Origin of the sequence: Streptomyces paromomycinus (assembly GCF_003865155.1) — a bacterium.
Taxonomy (GTDB): domain Bacteria; phylum Actinomycetota; class Actinomycetes; order Streptomycetales; family Streptomycetaceae; genus Streptomyces; species Streptomyces chrestomyceticus.
In genome coordinates this window covers 8,403,667-8,422,632 of sequence record NZ_BHZD01000001.1, presented here as the reverse complement: position 1 = coordinate 8,422,632, position 18,966 = coordinate 8,403,667, and the positions used below count along the sequence as shown (strand labels likewise).

At 74.6% G+C, this 18,966-nt stretch carries 11 protein-coding genes and 2 pseudogenes; 6 read left to right on the top strand and 7 right to left on the bottom strand.

Features of this window, described 5'->3' with window-relative positions; genetic code table 11:
- Nucleotides 1-70 precede the first annotated feature (70 nt).
- From OEIGOIKO_RS36275 to OEIGOIKO_RS36265, 3 genes are read right to left on the bottom strand one after another with little or no spacing between them, the layout of a single operon-like run.
- Nucleotides 71-481: a DUF742 domain-containing protein gene (locus tag OEIGOIKO_RS36275; protein ID WP_125057594.1), complete on the bottom strand. Its 411-nt coding sequence runs from the start codon at nt 479-481 to the stop codon at nt 71-73.
- Nucleotides 482-507: 26 nt separating this feature from the next.
- Complete coding sequence (locus OEIGOIKO_RS36270) at nt 508-957, bottom strand: roadblock/LC7 domain-containing protein (protein WP_031002211.1); 450 nt, start codon at nt 955-957, stop codon at nt 508-510.
- The gene (locus tag OEIGOIKO_RS36265; RefSeq protein ID WP_125057593.1) at nt 954-3,695 is read right to left on the bottom strand and encodes a sensor histidine kinase; all 2,742 of its coding nucleotides are present in this window, start codon (nt 3,693-3,695) and stop codon (nt 954-956) included. The genes OEIGOIKO_RS36270 and OEIGOIKO_RS36265 overlap by 4 nt, the downstream gene beginning before the upstream one ends.
- A gap of 299 nt (nt 3,696-3,994) precedes the next feature.
- On the opposite strand from OEIGOIKO_RS36265, the gene OEIGOIKO_RS44015 reads away from it, so the two are divergent.
- Nucleotides 3,995-4,483, top strand: a complete 489-nt coding sequence (locus tag OEIGOIKO_RS44015) for a hypothetical protein (RefSeq protein ID WP_371859000.1) — start codon at nt 3,995-3,997, stop codon at nt 4,481-4,483.
- Here the strand turns inward: OEIGOIKO_RS44015 and OEIGOIKO_RS36260 are convergent.
- Nucleotides 4,440-5,618, bottom strand: a pseudogene (locus tag OEIGOIKO_RS36260) (NAD(P)/FAD-dependent oxidoreductase); the annotation flags it as partial. The gene OEIGOIKO_RS44015 and the pseudogene OEIGOIKO_RS36260 sit on opposite strands and share 44 nt — an antisense overlap.
- The gene (locus tag OEIGOIKO_RS36255; protein WP_125057591.1) at nt 5,615-5,959 is read right to left on the bottom strand and encodes a bifunctional 3-phenylpropionate/cinnamic acid dioxygenase ferredoxin subunit; all 345 of its coding nucleotides are present in this window, start codon (nt 5,957-5,959) and stop codon (nt 5,615-5,617) included. The gene OEIGOIKO_RS36255 and the pseudogene OEIGOIKO_RS36260, both read right to left, overlap by 4 nt.
- A 173-nt stretch (nt 5,960-6,132) precedes the next feature.
- Here OEIGOIKO_RS36255 and OEIGOIKO_RS36250 point away from each other — a divergent pair, with 173 nt between their 5' ends.
- From OEIGOIKO_RS36250 to OEIGOIKO_RS36230, 5 genes and pseudogenes are all read left to right on the top strand, one after another.
- The gene (locus OEIGOIKO_RS36250) at nt 6,133-6,939 is read left to right on the top strand and encodes an IclR family transcriptional regulator (protein WP_125057590.1); all 807 of its coding nucleotides are present in this window, start codon (nt 6,133-6,135) and stop codon (nt 6,937-6,939) included.
- Between the two features lie 271 nt (nt 6,940-7,210).
- On the top strand, nt 7,211-8,296 hold the full coding sequence (locus OEIGOIKO_RS36245; protein WP_125057589.1) for an S-(hydroxymethyl)mycothiol dehydrogenase: 1,086 nt from the start codon (nt 7,211-7,213) through the stop codon (nt 8,294-8,296).
- Nucleotides 8,293-10,761 (top strand): GcvT family protein, encoded by a 2,469-nt coding sequence (locus tag OEIGOIKO_RS36240; protein ID WP_125057588.1) that lies wholly within the window; start codon nt 8,293-8,295, stop codon nt 10,759-10,761. The genes OEIGOIKO_RS36245 and OEIGOIKO_RS36240 overlap by 4 nt, the downstream gene beginning before the upstream one ends.
- Nucleotides 10,762-10,838: 77 nt before the next feature.
- Nucleotides 10,839-12,041, top strand: a complete 1,203-nt coding sequence (gene solA / locus OEIGOIKO_RS36235; protein ID WP_125057587.1) for an N-methyl-L-tryptophan oxidase — start codon at nt 10,839-10,841, stop codon at nt 12,039-12,041.
- Nucleotides 12,038-13,171: pseudogene (locus OEIGOIKO_RS36230) on the top strand (aromatic ring-hydroxylating oxygenase subunit alpha); the annotation flags it as partial. The gene solA and the pseudogene OEIGOIKO_RS36230, both read left to right, overlap by 4 nt.
- Here the strand turns inward: OEIGOIKO_RS36230 and OEIGOIKO_RS36225 are convergent.
- Nucleotides 13,155-17,906 carry a coiled-coil domain-containing protein gene (locus tag OEIGOIKO_RS36225; RefSeq protein WP_246177770.1) on the bottom strand — a complete coding sequence of 1,584 codons (4,752 nt, stop codon included), beginning with the start codon at nt 17,904-17,906 and terminating at the stop codon, nt 13,155-13,157. The pseudogene OEIGOIKO_RS36230 and the gene OEIGOIKO_RS36225 overlap by 17 nt on opposite strands.
- A gap of 88 nt (nt 17,907-17,994) precedes the next feature.
- Nucleotides 17,995-18,888 carry a hypothetical protein gene (locus tag OEIGOIKO_RS36220; RefSeq protein WP_125059416.1) on the bottom strand — a complete coding sequence of 298 codons (894 nt, stop codon included), beginning with the start codon at nt 18,886-18,888 and terminating at the stop codon, nt 17,995-17,997.
- Between the last annotated feature and the right edge of the window lie 78 nt (nt 18,889-18,966).

The window sequence follows — 18,966 nt, the reverse complement described above, 5'->3', positions numbered from 1 at the left end:
TTCGTGGGGGTGCGGCCCGGCGGGGGCGGGGTGCCGGCGGGGTGTCACCGCCGGGCGGCCCCGCGCGCGGTCACAGCGCCCGGAGCCCGTCGATCACCTCGCGGAGGATCTGCTCGTCGGGCAGTTCCGCCGGGGGCACGGGCCGGCTCACATGCACCAGCTCCGCGTCCAGCAGGTCACCGATCAGGACCCGTACGACGCCGAGCGGCAGGTCCAGTTCGGCGGCCAGTTCCGCGACGGACAGCGGCGCGTCGCGGCACAGGCCGACGATGTCCACGTGCTCCGGCGACAGGGTCTGGTCGTCGAACGGTTCGCCCTGCCGGTCCTCGGCGATCACCAGGGCGATCAGGTCGAGCCGCGGTTCGGCCTCGGTGCTGGTGCGGCCGCGGGTCATCGCGTAGGGGCGCACCACGGGGCCCGCCTCGTCGTCGTACCAACTGGCGTCCCCCTGCCCGGGCCTGGCCGTGCCGTCTGTGGTCATGGCGTCACCGTGCCGTCATCCTCCGGTCAGCCGCCGGCGGGCTGCCCGGCCCTGGGCGCGGTGCCCAGGTGGGCGCCCACCCGCTTGACGAGCAGCGTCATCTCGTACGCGACCAGTCCCACGTCGGAGTCGGCGTCGGCGAGGACGGCGAGACAACTGCCGTCGCCCGCGGCGCTGACGAAGAGGAAAGCTTCCTCCAGCTCGACCAGGGTCTGCCGGACCCGGCCCGCCTCGAAGTGCCGGCCGACGCCCTTGGCCAGGCTGTGGAAGCCGGAGGCGACCGCCGCGAGGTGCTCGCTGTCCTCCCGCGTGAGGCCGGCGGACGAGCCGATGGCGAGCCCGTCGCTGGAGAGGATGAGCGCCTTGCGGATGCTGCCCACCCGGTCGACCAGCTCGTCGAGGAGCCAGCTCAGCTCGCCCGACCCCTGCGGGCCCTTCGACTCGGCACTGGCCGCTGCTGCCTTCGGTGCGGTCATCGACCGTCCCCTCCCGATGTGGTTCCTGGTGCTGTGTCCGGGCTGCCGTCCCGCCCGTCGTCCTCGCCGTTGTCCCGGCGGCCGCGCTGCCAGCCGCGCTGGAGCGAGGCCATCCGGGCGCGGACCTCCTCGGCGTCGCGGTCGTCCGCCGCGCCGGCGGGCGCGCCGCCCGGCTCGTCCTGTGCGGCGGGTTCCGCCTTGAGCTGAGGGGCGAGGCTGGCCTGCCGTACGCGGCGGGGCAGCCCTCCTGCCGTCGTGGCGGGCCGGCCGGACGGGGCAGGGCCCGTGTCCGTCGTCGTACCGGTGTCCATGTCCGCATCCGTGTCGCCGTCGGTTTCCGCGTCGGAGCGTACGTCGGCGCGGGCCGCCGCGTCGACCGGCCGGCCGTGGTCGGAGACCAGGACGGGCGGCCGGTGGCGGCGCGGCAGCGGTGCGGAGCCGTCGCCGGCCGGTGCCTGGTCGCGGGTCTGCCGGTGCTGCTCGCCGGCGCCGGCGGGCGGTACGGGGGCGACCGGCGGGGTGCCGTCGCGGCGGGTCCGGGCGCGGTGCAGGGTGCCCGGCTCCCGCTCGGCGCCGCGTGCGGTGTCGCGGAGGGCGCGGTGGGCGGTCCGGCCGCGGAAGAGGCTTCCCTCGTCGTCCGTTTCCGCCCGTTGGGCGAGTTCCGCGCGGGTCAGCGGGGGTTCCAGTTCGACCGGCCCGTCGATGACGTCCGGAGTGCGGTCCGGCTGCTCGGGCAGCGGTACGGGGACCTGGGCCAGGGCGGCCAGTCTGCCGCCGGGCGCCGCCCGCTCCCCGGTCCGCGGGCCCTCGATCCGCCGGCTGCCGGTGTCGTCGTCGCGGCCGGTGTCCTCGGTGAGGAGCACGGCGGGCAGGAAGACGACGGCGGTGGTGCCGCCGTACGGCGACGGCTGGAGCGAGACCCGGACGCCTTGGCGCTGGGCGAGGCGGCTGACCACGAACAGGCCGAGCCGGTCGGTGTCGGACAGCTCGAACTCGGGAGTCTCGGCGAGCCGCAGGTTGGCGTCGAGCAGGACGTCGGGGGCCATGCCCAGGCCCCGGTCGTGGATCTCCAGGGTGAAGCCGTTGGAGACCCGCTCGCCGACCACCTGCACCGCGGTGTGCGGGGGCGAGAAGACGGTGGCGTTCTCCAGGAGTTCGGCGATCAGGTGGGTGAGGTCGGAGACCGCGGGGCCCTGGACGGCCAGCCGCGGCAGCCGGCGCACCTCGATGCGTTCGTAGTCCTCGACCTCGGCGACCGCGGCGCGCACCACGTCCATCAGCTGGATGGGCTTGCGCCACTGCCGGGAGGGGGCCGCGCCGGAGAGGATCACCAGGCCCTCGGCGTGCCGGCGCATGCGGGTGGTGAGGTGGTCCAGGCGGAAGAGGTCGGCGAGTTCGTCGGCGTTCTCGGTGCGCCGTTCCATCGCGTCCAGGAGGGTCAGCTGGCGGTGCAGCAGGACCTGGCTGCGGCGGGCGAGGTTGACGAAGACCTCGGAGACGCCGCGGCGCATGTCGGCCTGTTTGACGGCGGCTTCGACGGCGGCCCGCTGGAGGGTGTTCAGCGCCTGGCCGACCTGCTCGGTCTCGCTCTGGCCGAACTCCAGGCGGGGCGCCTCGGTCTCCACGTCGACCTGCTCGCCCGCGGCCAGCCGCCGCATGACGCTGGGCAGCCGGACGCCGGAGACCTCGTGGGCGTCCTTGCGCAGCCGGATCAGGTCGCGGACGTGCTTGCTGCCGATGCGGACGGAGACGATGACGGAGACCAGCAGGGCGACGAAGCCGAGGACGCCCGCGACGCCGGCCTTGAGGAGGACGGCCATGGCGACCGGCTCGACGCGTTCTTTGTAGCGGTCGCCGGCTTCCCGGCCCATCCGCTGGAGGTCGCCGAGGACCTTTCCGGCGGCGGCGTTCCAGCGTTCGGCGTTGACGGCGCGGGGGGCCGCCGTGGGGCCGCCGTCGATGACGCGGTCCTCGAAGGCGGTCAGTTCGCGGGCGGGTGCGGAACGCCAGTAGTCGGTGAAGACGGCGCGGTCGTCGCCCGGCAGTACGGGCAGGCTGGTGGCGTACAGGACGCGGCGCTCGGCGACGCGGTCGGCGAAGCCGCGCAGGTCGCGCTTGCTCATGGTGCCGGAGACGATCGCCGCGGACATCAGCGCGTCCTCGCGGGAGACGGCCTCGCGGGCGCGGGTGACGTTGACCAGGGCGCGGCCCTGCTTGTCCATCTCGACGTTCTCCAGCGCGTGCAGCGCCGCGAGGAACTCGTAGTTCGGGTCGACGAGGTCGTTGTACGCCTCGAAGGCCGCGTCGCGGGAGATGGTGTTGTCCTCGACCTGGGTGCGCAGCGAGGTCAGCCGGCCGAGGCCCTTGAGGACGTCGTCCATGCGCTCGCCGGCGACGCCGTTGAGGTCGTCGCGCACGGCGGGGTCGGCGGCGTTGTCGCGCAGCTTGTTGACGATCTTGTCGGTCTCGCGGGTGCGGTCGCGCAGCTCGCCCAGCGAGTCGGCGCCGCGCCGGTCGGCCAGGAAGAGCAGGCTCTGCCGCCGTTCCTGCTGGAGCGCCTGGACGGCGTCCTCGGCGGGGTAGCCGAGTTTGGCGACGACGTTGCCGACGCCGAGCAGCTGGTTGGCCTCGCGTCCGGTGATGTAGGTGGCGAACGCCCACATGGCCGTGAGGGACACCAGTGGCACCAGCAGCAGCGCTGCGATCTTCCGAGTGATCGTCTTCCCTCGAAAGCGCATGGCCTCCCCTACGTCGTCCCCGGCGCACGGGGATGGTGTTCCGTCAACAAACGGCGCGAGCCTACTACTGACGAGGGACTTGGCCGAAGCCCCGTCCGAACGCCTGACCCGCAGGTCAGGGGCGGATCGTCCGCAGTTGTCGGCTGATTGCCGGACAACCCGCCCACCCGTGTGGCCTCGAACACCCCTCCCGCGCCCGCCCGTGCGCCGGAACGGCTGGCCGGAAATCACAGCGGCCGGGAACCGGTCGGCGGTCCCGTTCGTGACCATGGTGGGCGGTGGTGTGTCCGGGCCGGGACATGCGACGGGGTGAAGCCGGGCAGGGACCCGGGTGGCGGGGCAGGCGGGTACGTGCGGGTACGGGGAGAGTGACGCCGGAGATGGTTCACGACGACGGTGGCATCGGTCTGAGCGGCGGCAGGCGCGCCTTGTGGCAGGAGGAGCCGGCGGCCAGGCGGCGGATGGCCGATCCGGTGCGGACGGCCGCGGTGCGCGCGGTCATCATCGCGGCGCTGACGCTCGTTCAGGCCATGGTGGCGTTCTTCTGCACGATGGCGGGCGCCTGGTTCGCCTTCCCCGCGGTGCTCAGTACGGTCGCGAGCACGGTGGTCGCGACGTGGGCGGTGCTGGACGTCTGGGTGACGCGCCAGGTGTGGGTGCAGCGCAACGGGGTCCGCTCGCAGCCGAGCAGTACGGCCAGGCGCCTGCGCCGGGAGCGGCGGCAGGCGCGGCGGGAGGCCCGCAAGGCGCGGCGGCGTCCGCCACGAGTCGGCGGCGCAGCCGCATGAACGGCCGGGGCCGGTCGACGGCGAGCGCCGCGGTGATCCGCCCGTCACGTTCGTAGACGGCCAGGAAGCTGCGGTCGCCGGGGTCGCCCTCGACGATGCGTACGGTGTCCTGCGGCCCGCGCCGGCCGGCCAGCTGGATACGCGTTCCGTACTGGTCCGACCAGAAGTAGGGCAGCGCGGTGTGCCGTGCGACGGTGGTGCCGGCGAGCAGGTTGCGCACGGCCGTGCCGGGCTGTTCGGTGGCGCTGGTCCAGTGCTCGGTGCGCACGCCCGCGCAGCGGGCCACGTCGCCCGCCGCGACGACCTGCGGCACGGACGTCACGCCGCCCGCGTCGCACGTCACCCCGTCGTCCAGGTGCAGCCCGGACCCGGTCAGCCAGCCGGTGGCGGGGCGCACCCCGATCCCGACGATCACGAGGTCCGCGTCCAGCAGCCGCCCGTCGGCGAGTTCCACCGCCCGTACCCGGCCCGTCCCGTCGTCGCGCAGCCCGTTCACGCCCGTGCCGCACAGCAGGCGCACCCCGTGATCCGCGTGCAGTTCCGCGCAGATCCGCGCCAGGTCCGGGCCGAGCTGGGGCATCAGCGGCAGCGGCGCGGCCTCCACGACCGTCACCTGAAGTCCGAGTGCGGCACAGGAGGAGGCGGCTTCGGCGCCGATGAAGCCGCCGCCGATGACGACCACGCGGGGTGTCCCGTCGTGGAGGGCGGCCCGCAGCGCGCGGGCGTCGTCGTAGGTGCGCAGGACGTGCACTCCGGCGAGCGGCGGGCCCGGCAGGGTGCGCGGTGCGGCTCCGGTGGCGATGACGAGGCCGTCGGTGCGCAGGCGGCGGGTCGTGCGGCCGTCGTCGAGGGTCACCGTGCGTCCTGCGGTGTCCAGCGCGGTGGCCCGGGTGCCGAGGTGCCACTCGGCGGCCAGCCCGTCCTCTTCTTCCCGGTCGGACAGCCGGAGGTCCGCCAACTCCATCGCACTCGGCGGGCGTTGGGTGAGGAACGTCTTCGACAGTGGCGGCCGGTCGTACGGACGACGGTATTCGGCGCCGACGATCACCAGCCGCCCGTCGAACCCTTCCGCGCGCAGGGCCCGCGCCGCGTACAGTCCTGCCAGTGAGGCACCGACGACGGTGACGGTCCTCATGCGTAGGCGTCTTCCCGTACGGTCGACTCCCTGGCGGCGGGCCGGACATGGATCATGCCGTCCGCCTCGGTGACCTCGTGCGTACGGACGGGACGGCGGGCCGGGAGGCAGCTGGGCACCCCGGTGCGCAGGTCGAACAGCGCGGCGTGCAGCGGGCATTCGACCTGGCAGTCCTCCACCCAGCCCTCGGAGAGCGAGGCGTCCTGGTGGCTGCACCGGTCGTCGAGGGCGTAGAGCGCGCCGTCGCTGCGGAAGACGGCGATGGCGGGTGTGGCGGCGTCGATCTCGATCCGTACGGCCCCGCCTTCGGGCAGGTCCTCGGTGCGGCAGACGGGAATCATCTGGCCCCCTCAGCGCTGATCGGTATCATGGCGTTCTGGATAACGCATCGCGTAGCGCATTGCGCAACAGAATCCAGTCCGGTGAGTGTGCCGTCAAGGGGCTGCCGACGCTTCTTCGCCGGGCCCCTTTCGACGTGCCCCGCCGGGGCCGACGGGTGGTGACGTCAGACCCCATGGCGAAGACGACCGATGCGGCCGGTGACCGGTCCGACGAGAAGCGCGGCGCGGCCGGTTCCGTCCAGTCCGTGGACCGCGCGGTGAGCGTGCTGGAGATCCTGGCCCGGCTGGGCGAGGCCGGGGTCACCGAGATCGCCGAGGAGCTGGGGGTGCACAAGTCCACCGCCTTCCGCATCCTGGGCGTCCTGGAGCACCGCGGCCTCGTGGAGCAGGAGCACGAACGCGGCAAGTACTACCTGGGCGCGGGGGTGCTGCGGCTGGCCGGGGCCGCCGCCATCCGGCTGGACATCTCCCAGGAGGGCCAGCCGGTGTGCCGGGCGCTGGCCGACGAGACCGGGGAGACCGCCAACATCGCCGTGCTGGACGGGGACGCGGCGGTCAACATCATGCAGGCGCGCGGGGCCGCGGCGGTCACCGCGTACAACTGGCTGGGCCGGCGCACGCCCCTGCACGCGACCGCGAGCGGCAAGGTGCTGCTCGCGCATCTGCCCCGGGAGCGGCGTGAGCGCCTGCTGGAACGCAAGCTCGCCCGGTTCACCGCCAACACCCTGACCACGCCCGGCGAGTTGCGGCGGCAGCTGACCGCCGCGGCCGCCGAGGGGTACGCCTGCTCCTGCGAGGAGCTGGAGATCGGGCTGAACGCGGTGGCGGCGCCGGTGCGGGCCCACGACGGTGCCGTGATCGGCGCGATCGGCGTCTCGGGACCGGCGTACCGGATGGCGGAGCCGCTGCTCGCGGAGCTGGCCGGGCAGGCGGCGAAGGCGGCCGCCGGCCTGTCCCGGCGGATGGGTTTCGCGGGCTGACGGACGGCCACCCGGTCACCCCTTGACGGATCGCTCACGGACTTCCAGCATGTCTCTCATGGCGCAACATTGCGCGTCATGGGCAACACAAGGGATTCCACCGGGCGTTGCTCCGTCTCCACGGTTCCCTGCGCCTTCTCCGGTTCCCCCGACACCCGTGCGGTCGCCCGCGTCCCGTGGACCCCGTACGCCCCAGCAACCCCCATAACGGCATCCGTGCCAGCTCCACGCACCCGCCCCTGCCCGCGCAGGCGCTGTTTAGGAGTGAGTCATGCCGCACGAAGCCCGCGCCGTCGTCGCCGTCAAGAAGGGCGCCCCCGTCGAGGTGCTGCCGATCCTCGTCCCCGATCCCGGGCCGGGCGAAGTCCTCGTCGGCGTGCAGGCGTGCGGGGTGTGCCACACCGATCTGCATTACCGCGAGGGCGCGGTCGGCGACGCCTTCCCCTACCTGCTCGGCCACGAGGCCGCCGGTGTCGTCGAGGCCACCGGCCCGGACGTGACCGGACTGGCGCCGGGCGACTACGTGGTGCTCGCCTGGCGCGCTCCCTGCGGGCGGTGCCGCTCCTGCCGCCGCGGCCGCCCCTGGTACTGCTTCGACTCCCGTAACGCCGGCCGGCCGATGACCCTGCTGGACGGCACCCCGCTGACCGCGGCCCTGGGCATCGGCGCCTTCGCCGAGAAGACGCTGGTCGCCGCCGGGCAGGCGGTACGCGCCGACCCGGCGGCCCGTCCCGAGGCCGCGGGGCTCATCGGCTGCGGGGTGATGGCCGGGTACGGGGCCGCGGTGCACACCGGGGGCGTGGGCAGCGGCGACACGGTGGCGGTGATCGGCTGCGGCGGAGTCGGCAACGCCGCCATCGCCGGGGCCTCCCGGGCCGGTGCGCGCCGGGTCATCGCCGTGGACATCGACGACGGCAAGCTGGACGCCGCCGAGCGCTTCGGCGCCACCGACACCGTCAACTCGCGCGGTACCGACCCCGTAGCGGCGGTGCGGGCCCTGACCGGCGGGTACGGCGCCGATGTCGTGATCGACGCGGTGGGCCGCCCCGAGACGTTCCGGCAGGGCTTCTACATGCGGGACCTGGCGGGCACGCTGGTGCAGGTCGGCGTCCCGGAGCCGGACATGCGCATCGAGCTGCCGCTGCTGGACGTGTTCGCGCGCGGCGGCTCCCTGAAGTCCTCCTGGTACGGCGACTGCCTGCCCAGCCGGGACTTCCCGGTCCTGATCGACCTGCATCTGAGCGGCAAGCTGGACCTGGAGGCGTTCGTCTCGGAGACGGTGGGCCTCGCGGACGTGGAGGCGGCCTTCGCGCGGATGCGGCGCGGTGAGGTGCTGCGTTCGGTGGTGGTCCTGTGAACGCCCGGCCCGGTACGGGCGGCGGTCCGGCACCGGCGCGCATCGTGATCATCGGCGCGGGCATCGTCGGCTGCTCGCTCGCCGACGAGCTGACCGCACGCGGCGCGCGCGACGTCACCGTGCTGGAGCAGGGCCCGCTGCACGCGCCCGGCGGCTCCACCTCGCACGCCCCGGGACTCGTCTTCCGTACCAACGTCTCCAAGACGCTGAGCGACTTCGCCAAGTACACCGTCGAGAAGTTCTCCGCCCTGGCCGAGGAGGGGCGGCCGTGCTTCGACGCCGTCGGCGGACTGGAGATCGCCACCACCGAGGAACAGTGGGCCGAACTGCACCGCAAGGCCGGGCTCGCGGCGGCCTGGGGCATCGAGGGCGAGATCGTCGACGCCCGGCGGTGCGCCCGGCTGTGGCCGATGCTGGACGCCGCCAAGGTGGTGGGCGGCTTCCACACGCCCGGCGACGGGCTGGCCAGGGCGCTGCCCGCCGCCCGCGCGCAGACCGCACGGGCGCGGGCCCGGGGTGCCCGCTTCCTGGACCGGCACACCGTCACGGGCATCGAGCGGGACGCGGGCCGGGTCACGGCCGTCGTCACCGACCGGGGCACCTTCCCCGCGGACGCCGTGGTGTCGGCGGCGGGCTTCTGGGGGCCGGTGATCGGGGCCATGGCGGGGGTGTCCGTACCGCTGCTGCCGCTGGCGCACCAGTACGTGAAGACATCGGCGTTCGCCGGGCCGGACGGCCGGCGGCCGGTCCTGCGCTACCAGGAACGGGACCTGTACTTCCGCGAGCACGTGGCGGACCGCGCCGACGGCACGGGCCGCATCGGCATCGGCTCGTACGCCCACCGCCCGATGCCCGTCGACCCGGCCGCCGTGCCCGCCTTCGACGACGCCCCCGTGATGCCCTCCTCGCTCCCCTTCACCGCCGAAGACTTCGCCCCCAGCTGGGACGACAGCCGCTGGCTGCTGCCCGCCCTGGACGACGCCCGGGTCGAGGAAGGCTTCAACGGCGTCTTCTCCTTCACCCCCGACGGCATGCCGCTGCTCGGCGAGACGCCCGGACTGCGCGGCTTCTGGCTGGCCGAGGCGGTGTGGGTGACCCACGCGGCGGGCGTCGCCAAGGCGGTCGCCGAACGGCTCACCGAGGGCCGCCCCGCCACCGACGTGCACGAGTGCGAGATCTCCCGCTTCGAGGAGGCCCAGCTCTCCCCCGCCTACGTGGCCGAGCGCGGCCGTCAGCAGTTCGCCGAGGTCTACGACGTCATCCACCCGCTCCAGCCGCCTCGCCGCCCGCGCCCGCTGCGCGTCAGCCCCTGGTACGAGCGGCAGCGGGAACTCGGCGCGTACTTCCTCGAAGGCACCGGCTGGGAGCGCCCGCACTGGTACGAGGCCAACGCCCCGCTGGCCGACGGCCTCCTGCTACCGGAGCGGGACGCCTGGTCCGCCCGCCACTGGTCGCCGGTCGCCGTGGCCGAGGCGCGCGCCACCCGGGAGCGGGTCGCGCTGTACGACATGACACCGCTCAGGCGCCTGGAGGTCAGCGGGCCGGACGCGCTGGACTTCCTCCAGTACCTGACCACCAACCAACTCGCGAAGAAGCCGGGCACGGTGACGTACACACTGCTGCTGGACGACGCGGGCGGCATCCGCAGCGACCTGACCGTGGCCCGCCTGGCGGCCGACCGCTTCCAGGTCGGCGTCAACAGCGGCATGGACCTCGACCATCTGACGCGGCAGGCCCCCGCCGGCGTGCAGGTCCGCGACATCACGTCCGGCACCTGCTGCGTCGGCGTCTGGGGCCCGCGCGCCCGGGACCTCGTACAGCCGCTGACCCGCACCGACTTCGGGCACCGCGCGTTCGGCTACTTCAAGGCGAAGCGGGCGTACCTCGGCGAGGTGCCGGTGACCGCGCTGCGGCTGTCGTACGTCGGCGAGCTGGGCTGGGAGCTGTACACCAGCGCCGACCTGGGGCTGCGCCTGTGGGACACGCTCTGGGCGGCCGGACAGCGGTACGGCGTGATCGCGGCCGGGCGCAGTGCGTTCACCAGCCTCCGCCTGGAGAAGGGGTACCGCGCCTGGGGGCAGGACATGACCACCGAGCACGACCCGTACGAGGCGGGTCTGGGCTGGGCGGTCCGGATGGACAAGGGCGACTTCGTGGGGCGCGCGGCACTGGAGGGGCGGTCGGCCGGCAGCGTGCGGCGCCAGCTGGTGTGCCTGACGCTCGACGATCCGGTGGCGGTCGTCCTGGGCAAGGAGCCGGTGTACGTGGACGGCGTGCCCGTGGGCCATGTGACCAGCGCGGCGTACGGCTGCTCCGTCGGGCGGACGGTCGCGTACGCGTGGCTGCCGTCGCGTGCCGCGGTGCCCGGGACCGCCGTGCACGTCGAGTACTTCGGGGAGAAGGCCGCGGCGACGGTCGCGGCCGAGCCGCTGTTCGATCCCGCGATGGAACGTATCCGCAGATAGTCCGCGCGGTCTGGGCCCGGCCCCAGACCTGGCAGCCCGCAGCCCGTCGGGTGTCCCCGCCGAACCGGGAGGTCCGCTTGTCCCCCACCCATGACGTGATCGTGATCGGCCTCGGCGGCATGGGCAGCGCCGCGGCCCACCACCTGGCAGCGCGCGGCGCCCGTGTGCTGGGACTGGAGAAGTTCGGCCCGGTGCACCGCCACGGCTCCAGCCACGGCGGATCGCGCGTCACCCGCCAGTCGTACTTCGAGGACCCGGCGTACGTGCCGCTGCTGCTGCGCGCCTACGAGCTGTACGCGGAGCTGGAACGTTCCACCGGGCGGCCGATCGCCACGTTGTGCGGCGGGGTGATGCTCGGCCGGCCGGAGAGCCGTACCGTCGCCGGGTCGCTGCGCTCGGCCCGTACCTGGGACCTGCCCCACGAGATGCTCGACGCGCGGGAGGTCCGCCGTCGCTTCCCGACGCTCGCCCCGGCTGCCGACGAGATCGCCCTGTACGAGGCCAGGGCCGGCTTCCTGCGCCCGGAGAACACCGTCGCCGCGCAGCTCCAGCTCGCCACCCAGGCCGGCGCCGGCCTCCACTTCCAGGAGCCGGTCACCCGCTGGGAAGCGCTGCCCGGCGGCCGAGGCGTGCGGGTACACACACCCGAGGACACCTACACCGCCGGGCAGCTGGTGATCTGCCCCGGCGCGTGGGCACCCGCGCTCCTGTCCGACCTAGGGGTGGCCTTCACCGTCGAGCGCCAGATCATGCACTGGTTCGAGCCCACCGGTGGCACCGGCCCGTACGTCCCGGAGCGGCACCCCGTCTACATCTGGGAGGACACCGGCGGCGTCCAGATCTACGGCTTCCCCGCCATCGACGGACCGGGCGGCGGCGCGAAGGTGGCGTTCTTCCGCCGGGGCACCGTGTGCACGCCGGAGAACGTCGACCGGACCGTGCACGAGGACGAGGTACGGGCCATGGCCGGGCAGGCGGCCCGGCTGCTGCCGTCCCTGCCCGGCCGCCATCTGACGTCCGTCACCTGCATGTACACCAACACCCCCGACGAGCACTTCGTCCTTGCGCGGCATCCGGCGCACCCCGACTCCGTGACCGTGGCCTGCGGGTTCTCCGGGCACGGCTTCAAGTTCGTCCCGGTGGTGGGCGAGATCCTCGCCGACCTGGCGCTGACCGGCCGGACCGCGCATCCCGTGGAGCTGTTCGCGCCCGGACGGCTGCGCACGGCCGCTGGCTCACTCGCCCCGTCCACCCCGTCCGCCCCAGGAGGCGTCCGATGACCCTCGTTCCCGAGACCGCCGGGACCACCACGGGCGCCAGCCTCACCAGCACCCTCCCGGGCTCCCGCTACACCGACCCCGCCGTCTTCCGCCAGGAACAGCGGTACATCTTCGAGTCCATGTGGTGCTGCGCGGTGCGCGCCGCCGACCTGCCGCGGCCGGGCGCCTTCCGTACGGTGCAGATCGGCCGGGAGAGCGTGCTGATCGTCCGCAACCGGCGCGGCGGCTTCGGCGCCTACCTCAACGTGTGCCGCCACCGGGGCGCCCGGCTGTGCACCGACGAGTCGGGCGAGGTGCGGCGCAACCTCCAGTGCCCGTACCACGCCTGGACGTACGACCTGGACGGACGGCTGGTGGCCGCGCCCAACCTCCAGCGGATGCCCGACGTGGACCGCTCCGAGCGCGGGCTGCTGCCGGTCCGGCTGCGCGAGTGGCTGGGCTACGTGTGGGTGTGCCTGGCCGACGAGCCGCCGTCGTTCGAGGAGACGGTGACCGGCACGGTCGCCGAACGGCTGGGCGGCACGGAGGCGATCGAACGGTACGGGATGGCCGGGCTGGACCTCGGGCGGCGCATCACCTACGACGTGCGCGCCAACTGGAAGCTGATCGTCGAGAACTTCATGGAGTGCTACCACTGCGCCACCATCCACCCCGAACTGACCGACGTGCTACCGGAGTTCGCGGAGGGATACGCCGCGCAGTACTACGTCGGGCACGGCGCGGAGTTCGCGGCGGAGGCCGAGGGGTTCACCGTGGACGGCAGCGGCGGCTTCGCGCGGATCGCGGGCATCGAGGAGAGCCAGGACCGCCGCTACTACGCCATCACCGTCCGCCCGCAGGTCTTCCTCAACCTCGTGCCCGACCATGTCATCGTGCACCGGATGTTCCCGCTGGCCGCGGACCGCACCGTGGTGGAGTGCGACTGGCTCTACGCCCCCGAGGTGGTGGCCTCGGGGGCGGACCTGTCACGGTCGGTGGAACTCTTCCACCGGGTCAACGCGCAGGACTTCGCCGCCTGCGAGCGGACCCAGCCCGCGATGGACTCGCGGGCCTACCGGGCCGGCGGGGTGCTCGTCCCCAGCGAGCACCACATCGGCGACTTCCACCGGTGGGTCACTCGGTCGCTGCCGGGGAGCCCTGGAACTCCTGGCCCTCAGGCTCACGAGCCCCAGGCTCCTGCGGCTGGGTCGCCTGAGGCTCCGGCCGCGGCTGCTCGTCCTCCGGACGGCGGTACATCCGCGTCGCCGTGATCTGCCCGTGCACCGGCTCCGACCCGGGGTCCTGCTGCGGCAGGCCGGGCCGCAGGTGCTCCTCGACGCTGATGTACTTCAGCCCGGCCCGCAGGTCCGCGTCGTTGCGCAGGCGGATGACCAGCGGGAACTCGGCCAGCGCCGTGGTGTCGAAGAGACCGGTGGTGTACAGGAGCTGCACGCCCAGCGCGTCGGCGACGGCGCGCTGGAGCTCCAGCAGGTACGTCGCGTTGGCGCGGCCGATGGGGTTGTCCAGGAACAGCGTGCCCGCGTGCCGCTGCTTGTCGCGGCCGCGGTCGTTGCTGCGCAGCGCGGCCATCGTGCAGTACAGGGCGATGGCCGCGGTGAGCAGCTGGCCGCCGGAGAACACGTCGCCCATCTGACCGACCGGGACGCGCTCGGCACGCAGCACCGCGTCCGGCTTGAGGATCTCCACGGCCACGCCGCGCGGCTGGAGCGCCGCGCTGACGCCGCGCAGCAGCAGGGACATGCCGTCCCGCCGCAGGTCGCTGTTCTTCTTGACCGCCGAGCGGGTCGCCTCGTCGATCACCTCGCCCAGCCGCTCGGTGAGCGTGGCCTGGTCCGGATCGTCGAAGCGGATGCGCAGGAACTCCTGGCCCGACCACTCGCCCAGCCCCTCCGGGAGCCGGGACAGCCGCTGGGCGGAGCGCAGCGTGGTCAGCGACGAGTCGACCAGGCCGCGCAGCCGGTCCACGATGCTGTCACGGTTGCGTTCCAGCTGGGCCAGTTCGTCGGTGAGCACCCGCAGCCGGGGCGCGAAGGCGTCGGCCCACTTGGCGGCGTGGTCGGGCAGCGCGGCCGCGGGCAGTTCCCGGATCTGCTGCCGGGCGGGGGTGCGGACCTGCTCGTACTTGGTGGAGTTGGCGTGCCGTACGAGCACGTCGCTGGCCTCGCGGACCGCGGACTCGGCCGCCGAGAGGTCGCTCGCGCAGCCGCGCAGCGAACGGCGGGACTCGGCGGCGGCCTGCCGTGCGTCCTCCAGCCGGCCCGCGTACGCCTCGGGGCGCTCGCCCTCGTCCTCCTGGGTGTCGCGCAGCAGGTCACGCAGCATGGCGGCGGTCTCGTCGAAGCCCGCGGCGGCGTCCTCGGCGGCGCGGTGGGCGCGCAGCAGCTCGGTGTGGGTGGCGCGGGCCGTCTCCAGCTCGTCGTCGGCGGTGGTCAGTTCGGCGTTGGCGGTGCGCAGCAGTTCCTTCGCGCGCTCCGCGTCGGCGGGGATCAGCTCCTCGGGCAGCTCGGTGTGCGCCTCACCGTCGGCCGGGGCGAGCCGTTCGGCCTCGCCGCGCAGCCGGCCGAGCTGCTCGCTGGCGGCGGAGGCGCGCGCCTCCAGCCGGGCGACCAGGGCCTCGGCGCGGGCGGACGCGGCCTGCCGGGACGGGCCGTCGGCGGCGTCGGGGCTGTCCAGGAGCTGTTCGGCGCGGGTGCGGACCTTGTTGGTGAGGCGGTTCAGCTCGGCGAGCGCGGCGCTCTCGTCGCCTTCGGCGCGGGCCTGCTCGGCGCGCAGGTCGGCGCCGACGCCCACCTTCTCGTAGAGCTGGGAGGCGGCGCGGTACGCCTCGCGCAGCGAGGGCAGCGAGCCGGGCGCGGGCTCGTCGCCGTCCTCGCCCATGTCGTCCGGCACGCCCGCGATCTCGGCGCGCTCGGCGCGCAGCGCGTGGGCGGTACGGCGGGCGTCGTCGGCGGCGCGCTGGGCGGTACGGCGGTCCTCGTCGGCGGCGCGCGCACGGTCCACGCACTCCTCGGCGCGGGCCTCCAACTCGGCGCCCTCGTCGGCCAGTTCACGCAGCCGGGCCTGCCAGGAGGCGCGCTCGCGCAGCCGGTGGGCGAGCCCGGCGAGGGCGTCGGCGACCCGGCGGGCGCGCTGCGCGGCCTCCTGCCGTTCGTCGCGCACCCGGGCGGTCTCGGCGGCCTCCTCGTCGGCCTCGGCCCGTACCGTGCGGACCTCGGCCAGTTCCGCGGCGGCGGTGTCGGCGGCCGTACGGGCTTCCTCGGCGGCGGTGGCCAGTTCGGCGAGGCGGCCGGACGGGCAGCCCGTACGCCAGGAGGAGAGGCGGGCGGCCAGCGCGCGGTCGCCGGCCAGCCGGGCCGCCAGCACGCGGATCTCGTCGTCCCGCTCTATGGCACGGGCCCGCAGCGCCTGGCGCTCCTCGTCGGCGGCGGACTCGTCGTGCATGGCCGGGTTCGGCGGGACGAGGAAGACGCCGCTGTCCTGGGCGTCCGGGGCGGGCGTGGGCGCGAGCAGCGCGGCGGCGGTGCCGACGGCGACGGTGGAGCGCGGCAGCAGCGCGGCCTGGGCGAGCACCTCGCGGGCGCGGGCGTGGGTCTCCGGGTCGGTGATGATGACACCGTCGACCAGCTCGGGGCGGGCGGCCAGCACCCGGGTGTGGTCGGCGGGATCGACGGACTGGGCGAGGTAGCGCCAGCCGGGCAGCGCGGGTACGCCGTGCTCGCCCAGGTACTCGACGGCGGCGAGCACGTCGGGGCCCGGCGGCAGCAGACCGCCGTCGCCCAGCGCGCCGAGGATGCGGGCGTCGTCGGCGGCGGCGGTGCGCAGGTCGAAGAGCTGGCGTTCGGCGGAGGCGACGCTCTCGTCGAGGAGTTCTCGGAGGTCGTCCGCGTTGCGGTCGAGTTCTTCGGCGGTCAGGGGGCCTTCGGAGGCGGGGCGCGGGACGCGGCGGGGGCCGTCGCCCTCGTCCGCTGCGTCCCCGGCGCGCTGCCCGGGGACGCCCGCCTTGGGCGCCGCCTGAGGGAGTCCGAGCAGGTCGGCGAGCCGCTGTTCGGCGCCGATCGACTCGGCGGCCTGCCGCTCGGCGTCGTACGCGCGCTCCGCCGCCTGGGCGGCGTCCTCGGCGCGGGCCGCGGCCAGTTCGGCGGCGGCCAGGCGGGTTGCGGCCTCGCGGGCCCGGTCGGCGGAGCGGGAGGCGGCCTCGCGAGCCGCGTCCCAGCCCTCGACGGTGGACTTCTCGGCGTCCGACGCGGCGAGCGCGGCACGGGCCGGGTCGGCGTCCGGCGCGGAGTCGTCGAGCCAGCCGGCCCGTACGGCCTCGGCGGTCTCCTGCTCGACCTCGGCCAGGCGCTGCTTGAGGTGTTCGGCCTCGCTGCGGGCGCGCTGGGCGTGGGTGGCGGCGGCGGTGGCGTCGCGGTGCGCGGTGTCGCTGGTGTCCTGGAGGGCGGCGGAGCGCTCCTCCTGCTCGTTGGCGATGCCCTCGCTGACGTCGGCGGCGCCCTGGAGGGCGCGCACCAGCTCGGTGGCGGCCTTCGTACGGGCGGCGAGCGCGGGTGCGGCGTCCCGTTCGGCCTCGCGGATCGCGGCGGCGACGCGGGTGGCGCGGTCGGCGGCGGCGCGGTGGCGCAGCACGGTCTCGGCGGCCTGCCAGGCGGAGTGCAGGGTACGGGCGTCGTTCAGCTCGCGGCGCTGGGCGGCGGCGCCCTTCTCGGCGGCGGCCAGCGCCAGGGACGCGTGCCGGTAGGAGATCTCGGCGGAGATCAGCGCGCGGCGCTCGCGGACCCGCTCGGCGTCGGTGACCGCGTGCGCGGCGGTGGCGACCTGCTCGGCGAACTCGGCGGCGCGGCCGCGCTCCTCGGTGCCGCGGGCGTGCAGCCGCCGGGCGAGGGTACGGGTGCGGCGTTCGGCGCCGGCGTGCACGTCACGGGCGGTCTCGCGCTGCTCGGCGGCGTCCGCGATGCGCGACAGGAGGTCCAGCGAACCGGCGGTGAAGTCGCGTTCGGCGGTCAGTTCGGCGCGGCGGCCGAGCTTGTGCGCGAAGCCGTGCACGAGGTCGGCGAGGCCGTCGGTGTCGCGGGTGTCGGTGACGGCGCGCAGCAGCAGGTCGGTGAAGTCGGAGTCGTTCTTCACCGCGAAGAGGCCGGCCGCCTCGCCCTCGTCGGCGTTCATCTCCCGCTGGTAGCGGAAGAGTTCGGGGTCCAGGCCCAGTTCGCCGAGGTGCTCGTTCCACCGCTCGTGGATCTCGACCCAGGAGACGTCCAGGTTGGGGTAGTTCTTGCCGGCCTCCACCAGGGCGTCGCGGAAGCCCTTCATCGTACGGCGGCGGCCCTTGGCCCCGGAGAAGCCCTCGGCCGCCTCGCCGCGCGGCCGGACCACGGTGGCCTCGGCGACCGGCAGCGAGTCCAGGCTCATGCCGGGCCCGGGGCGGAAGCTGTACCAGGCCTCGGCGAACTTGCGGGGGTCGTTGGAGACCTGCCGGCCGCGCCACTCGCTGACCTTGCCGACGACGATCGACTCGCCGGTGAGGGTGTGCTGCCACTCCAGGGCGACGTGGCCGCAGTCGTCGGCGAGCAGGAACTTGCGCAGCACGCCGGAGCTGGCGCCGCCCAGGGTGTTGCGGTGACCGGGCAGCATCACCGAGAAGATCAGCTTGAGCAGGACGGACTTGCCGCCGCCGTTCTCCAGGAAGAGAACGCCGGCGGGGGCGGGGCGGCGCGGCGGGCCGACCGGTTCGTCCTCGAAGAAGTCCGCCTGCGCCGGCGCCGGGTCGGGCACGGGCGCGCCGACTCCGCGCAGGTCCAGCACGGTGTCGGCGTAGCGCGCACCGGCGGGCCCGATGGAGTAGAGGCGGACCCGGGACAGCTCGTACATGGCGGCGGACTCTCGTTGTGTGGGCGGTCGGTGGTCGGTGGACCTGCGGTCGGTGGGTCCGGCGCCGGGTGGTGCCCGGCGCCGGACGTCAGGAGGAGTGGAAGGGCAGTCCCGCGTCGGAGACCAGGTCGAGGTCGTCGGTGTCCTCGGCGGGCAGCAGGCTGGCGCTGCCGTCGCCGACCGGGACGACGCCCAGCTCCAGCAGTTCGGCCATGGCGGCGCTGCCCGCCATGTCGCGCACCTGGAGCTGGTAACGGGCGGTGGTGCGGTAGGCGCCGCCGGAGTCGTCGCCGGTGCGCTGGAGGAAGCCGGAGTCGACGAGGAAGGCGACGGCCTTGGCGATGATGCCGGTGGTCGAACCGGCGAGCCGCCGCGCGTCCTTGGTGGCGCCGGTGGCGCTGCGCCGCGCGTAGGTCCGCCAGGCGGCTTCGAGGCCGGGGGCATCGGTGGCGGGGTCGGTGTTCTCGCCCTGCTCCTCGGCGCGCTCCTCCAGGCGGCGGCACGCCTGCCGGACGAACGCGTCGACGCCGTTGACGGTGATGCGGCCGATGTAGCCGTCGTCGGCGAGGTCCTCGGGGCGGGGGAAGGCCATGGCGGCGACGGCGAGGTGGGCGAGGCCGTGCAGGAAGCGGTCGGCGGAGTCGGCCGACGCGCGGCGGGCGTAGTCGCCCATCCGTACGGCGAAGACGGAGTCCTCGTCGGCGGTGACGGCCATGCCGGCGCGCGGCGAGACCTCCAGGACGACCAGGCCGAGGCCGGTGGCGACGGCGTCGGCCAGGCGCGCGAACGCGGGCTCGTCACGGTAGCGGCGGAGCAGTTCGCCGTACTCGGCGTCGCGGGCGGGCAGCAGCTTGGGCTGGAGCCCGAAGGAGACGAGGCGCGCGGCGTCCGCGGCGTCGGCGGGCGTCACGGGCGCGGGGCCCGACGGCGCGGCGGTGGGGCCGGACGCGGACCATCCCGAATGCTCCGTCGCGGCGGTCAGGTCTCCCTGCGCCGGGTCCTCGGCGCCGTCCTCGACGGCGGTTCCGTACTCACTCACGCCCGTACCTCCATGCGAACT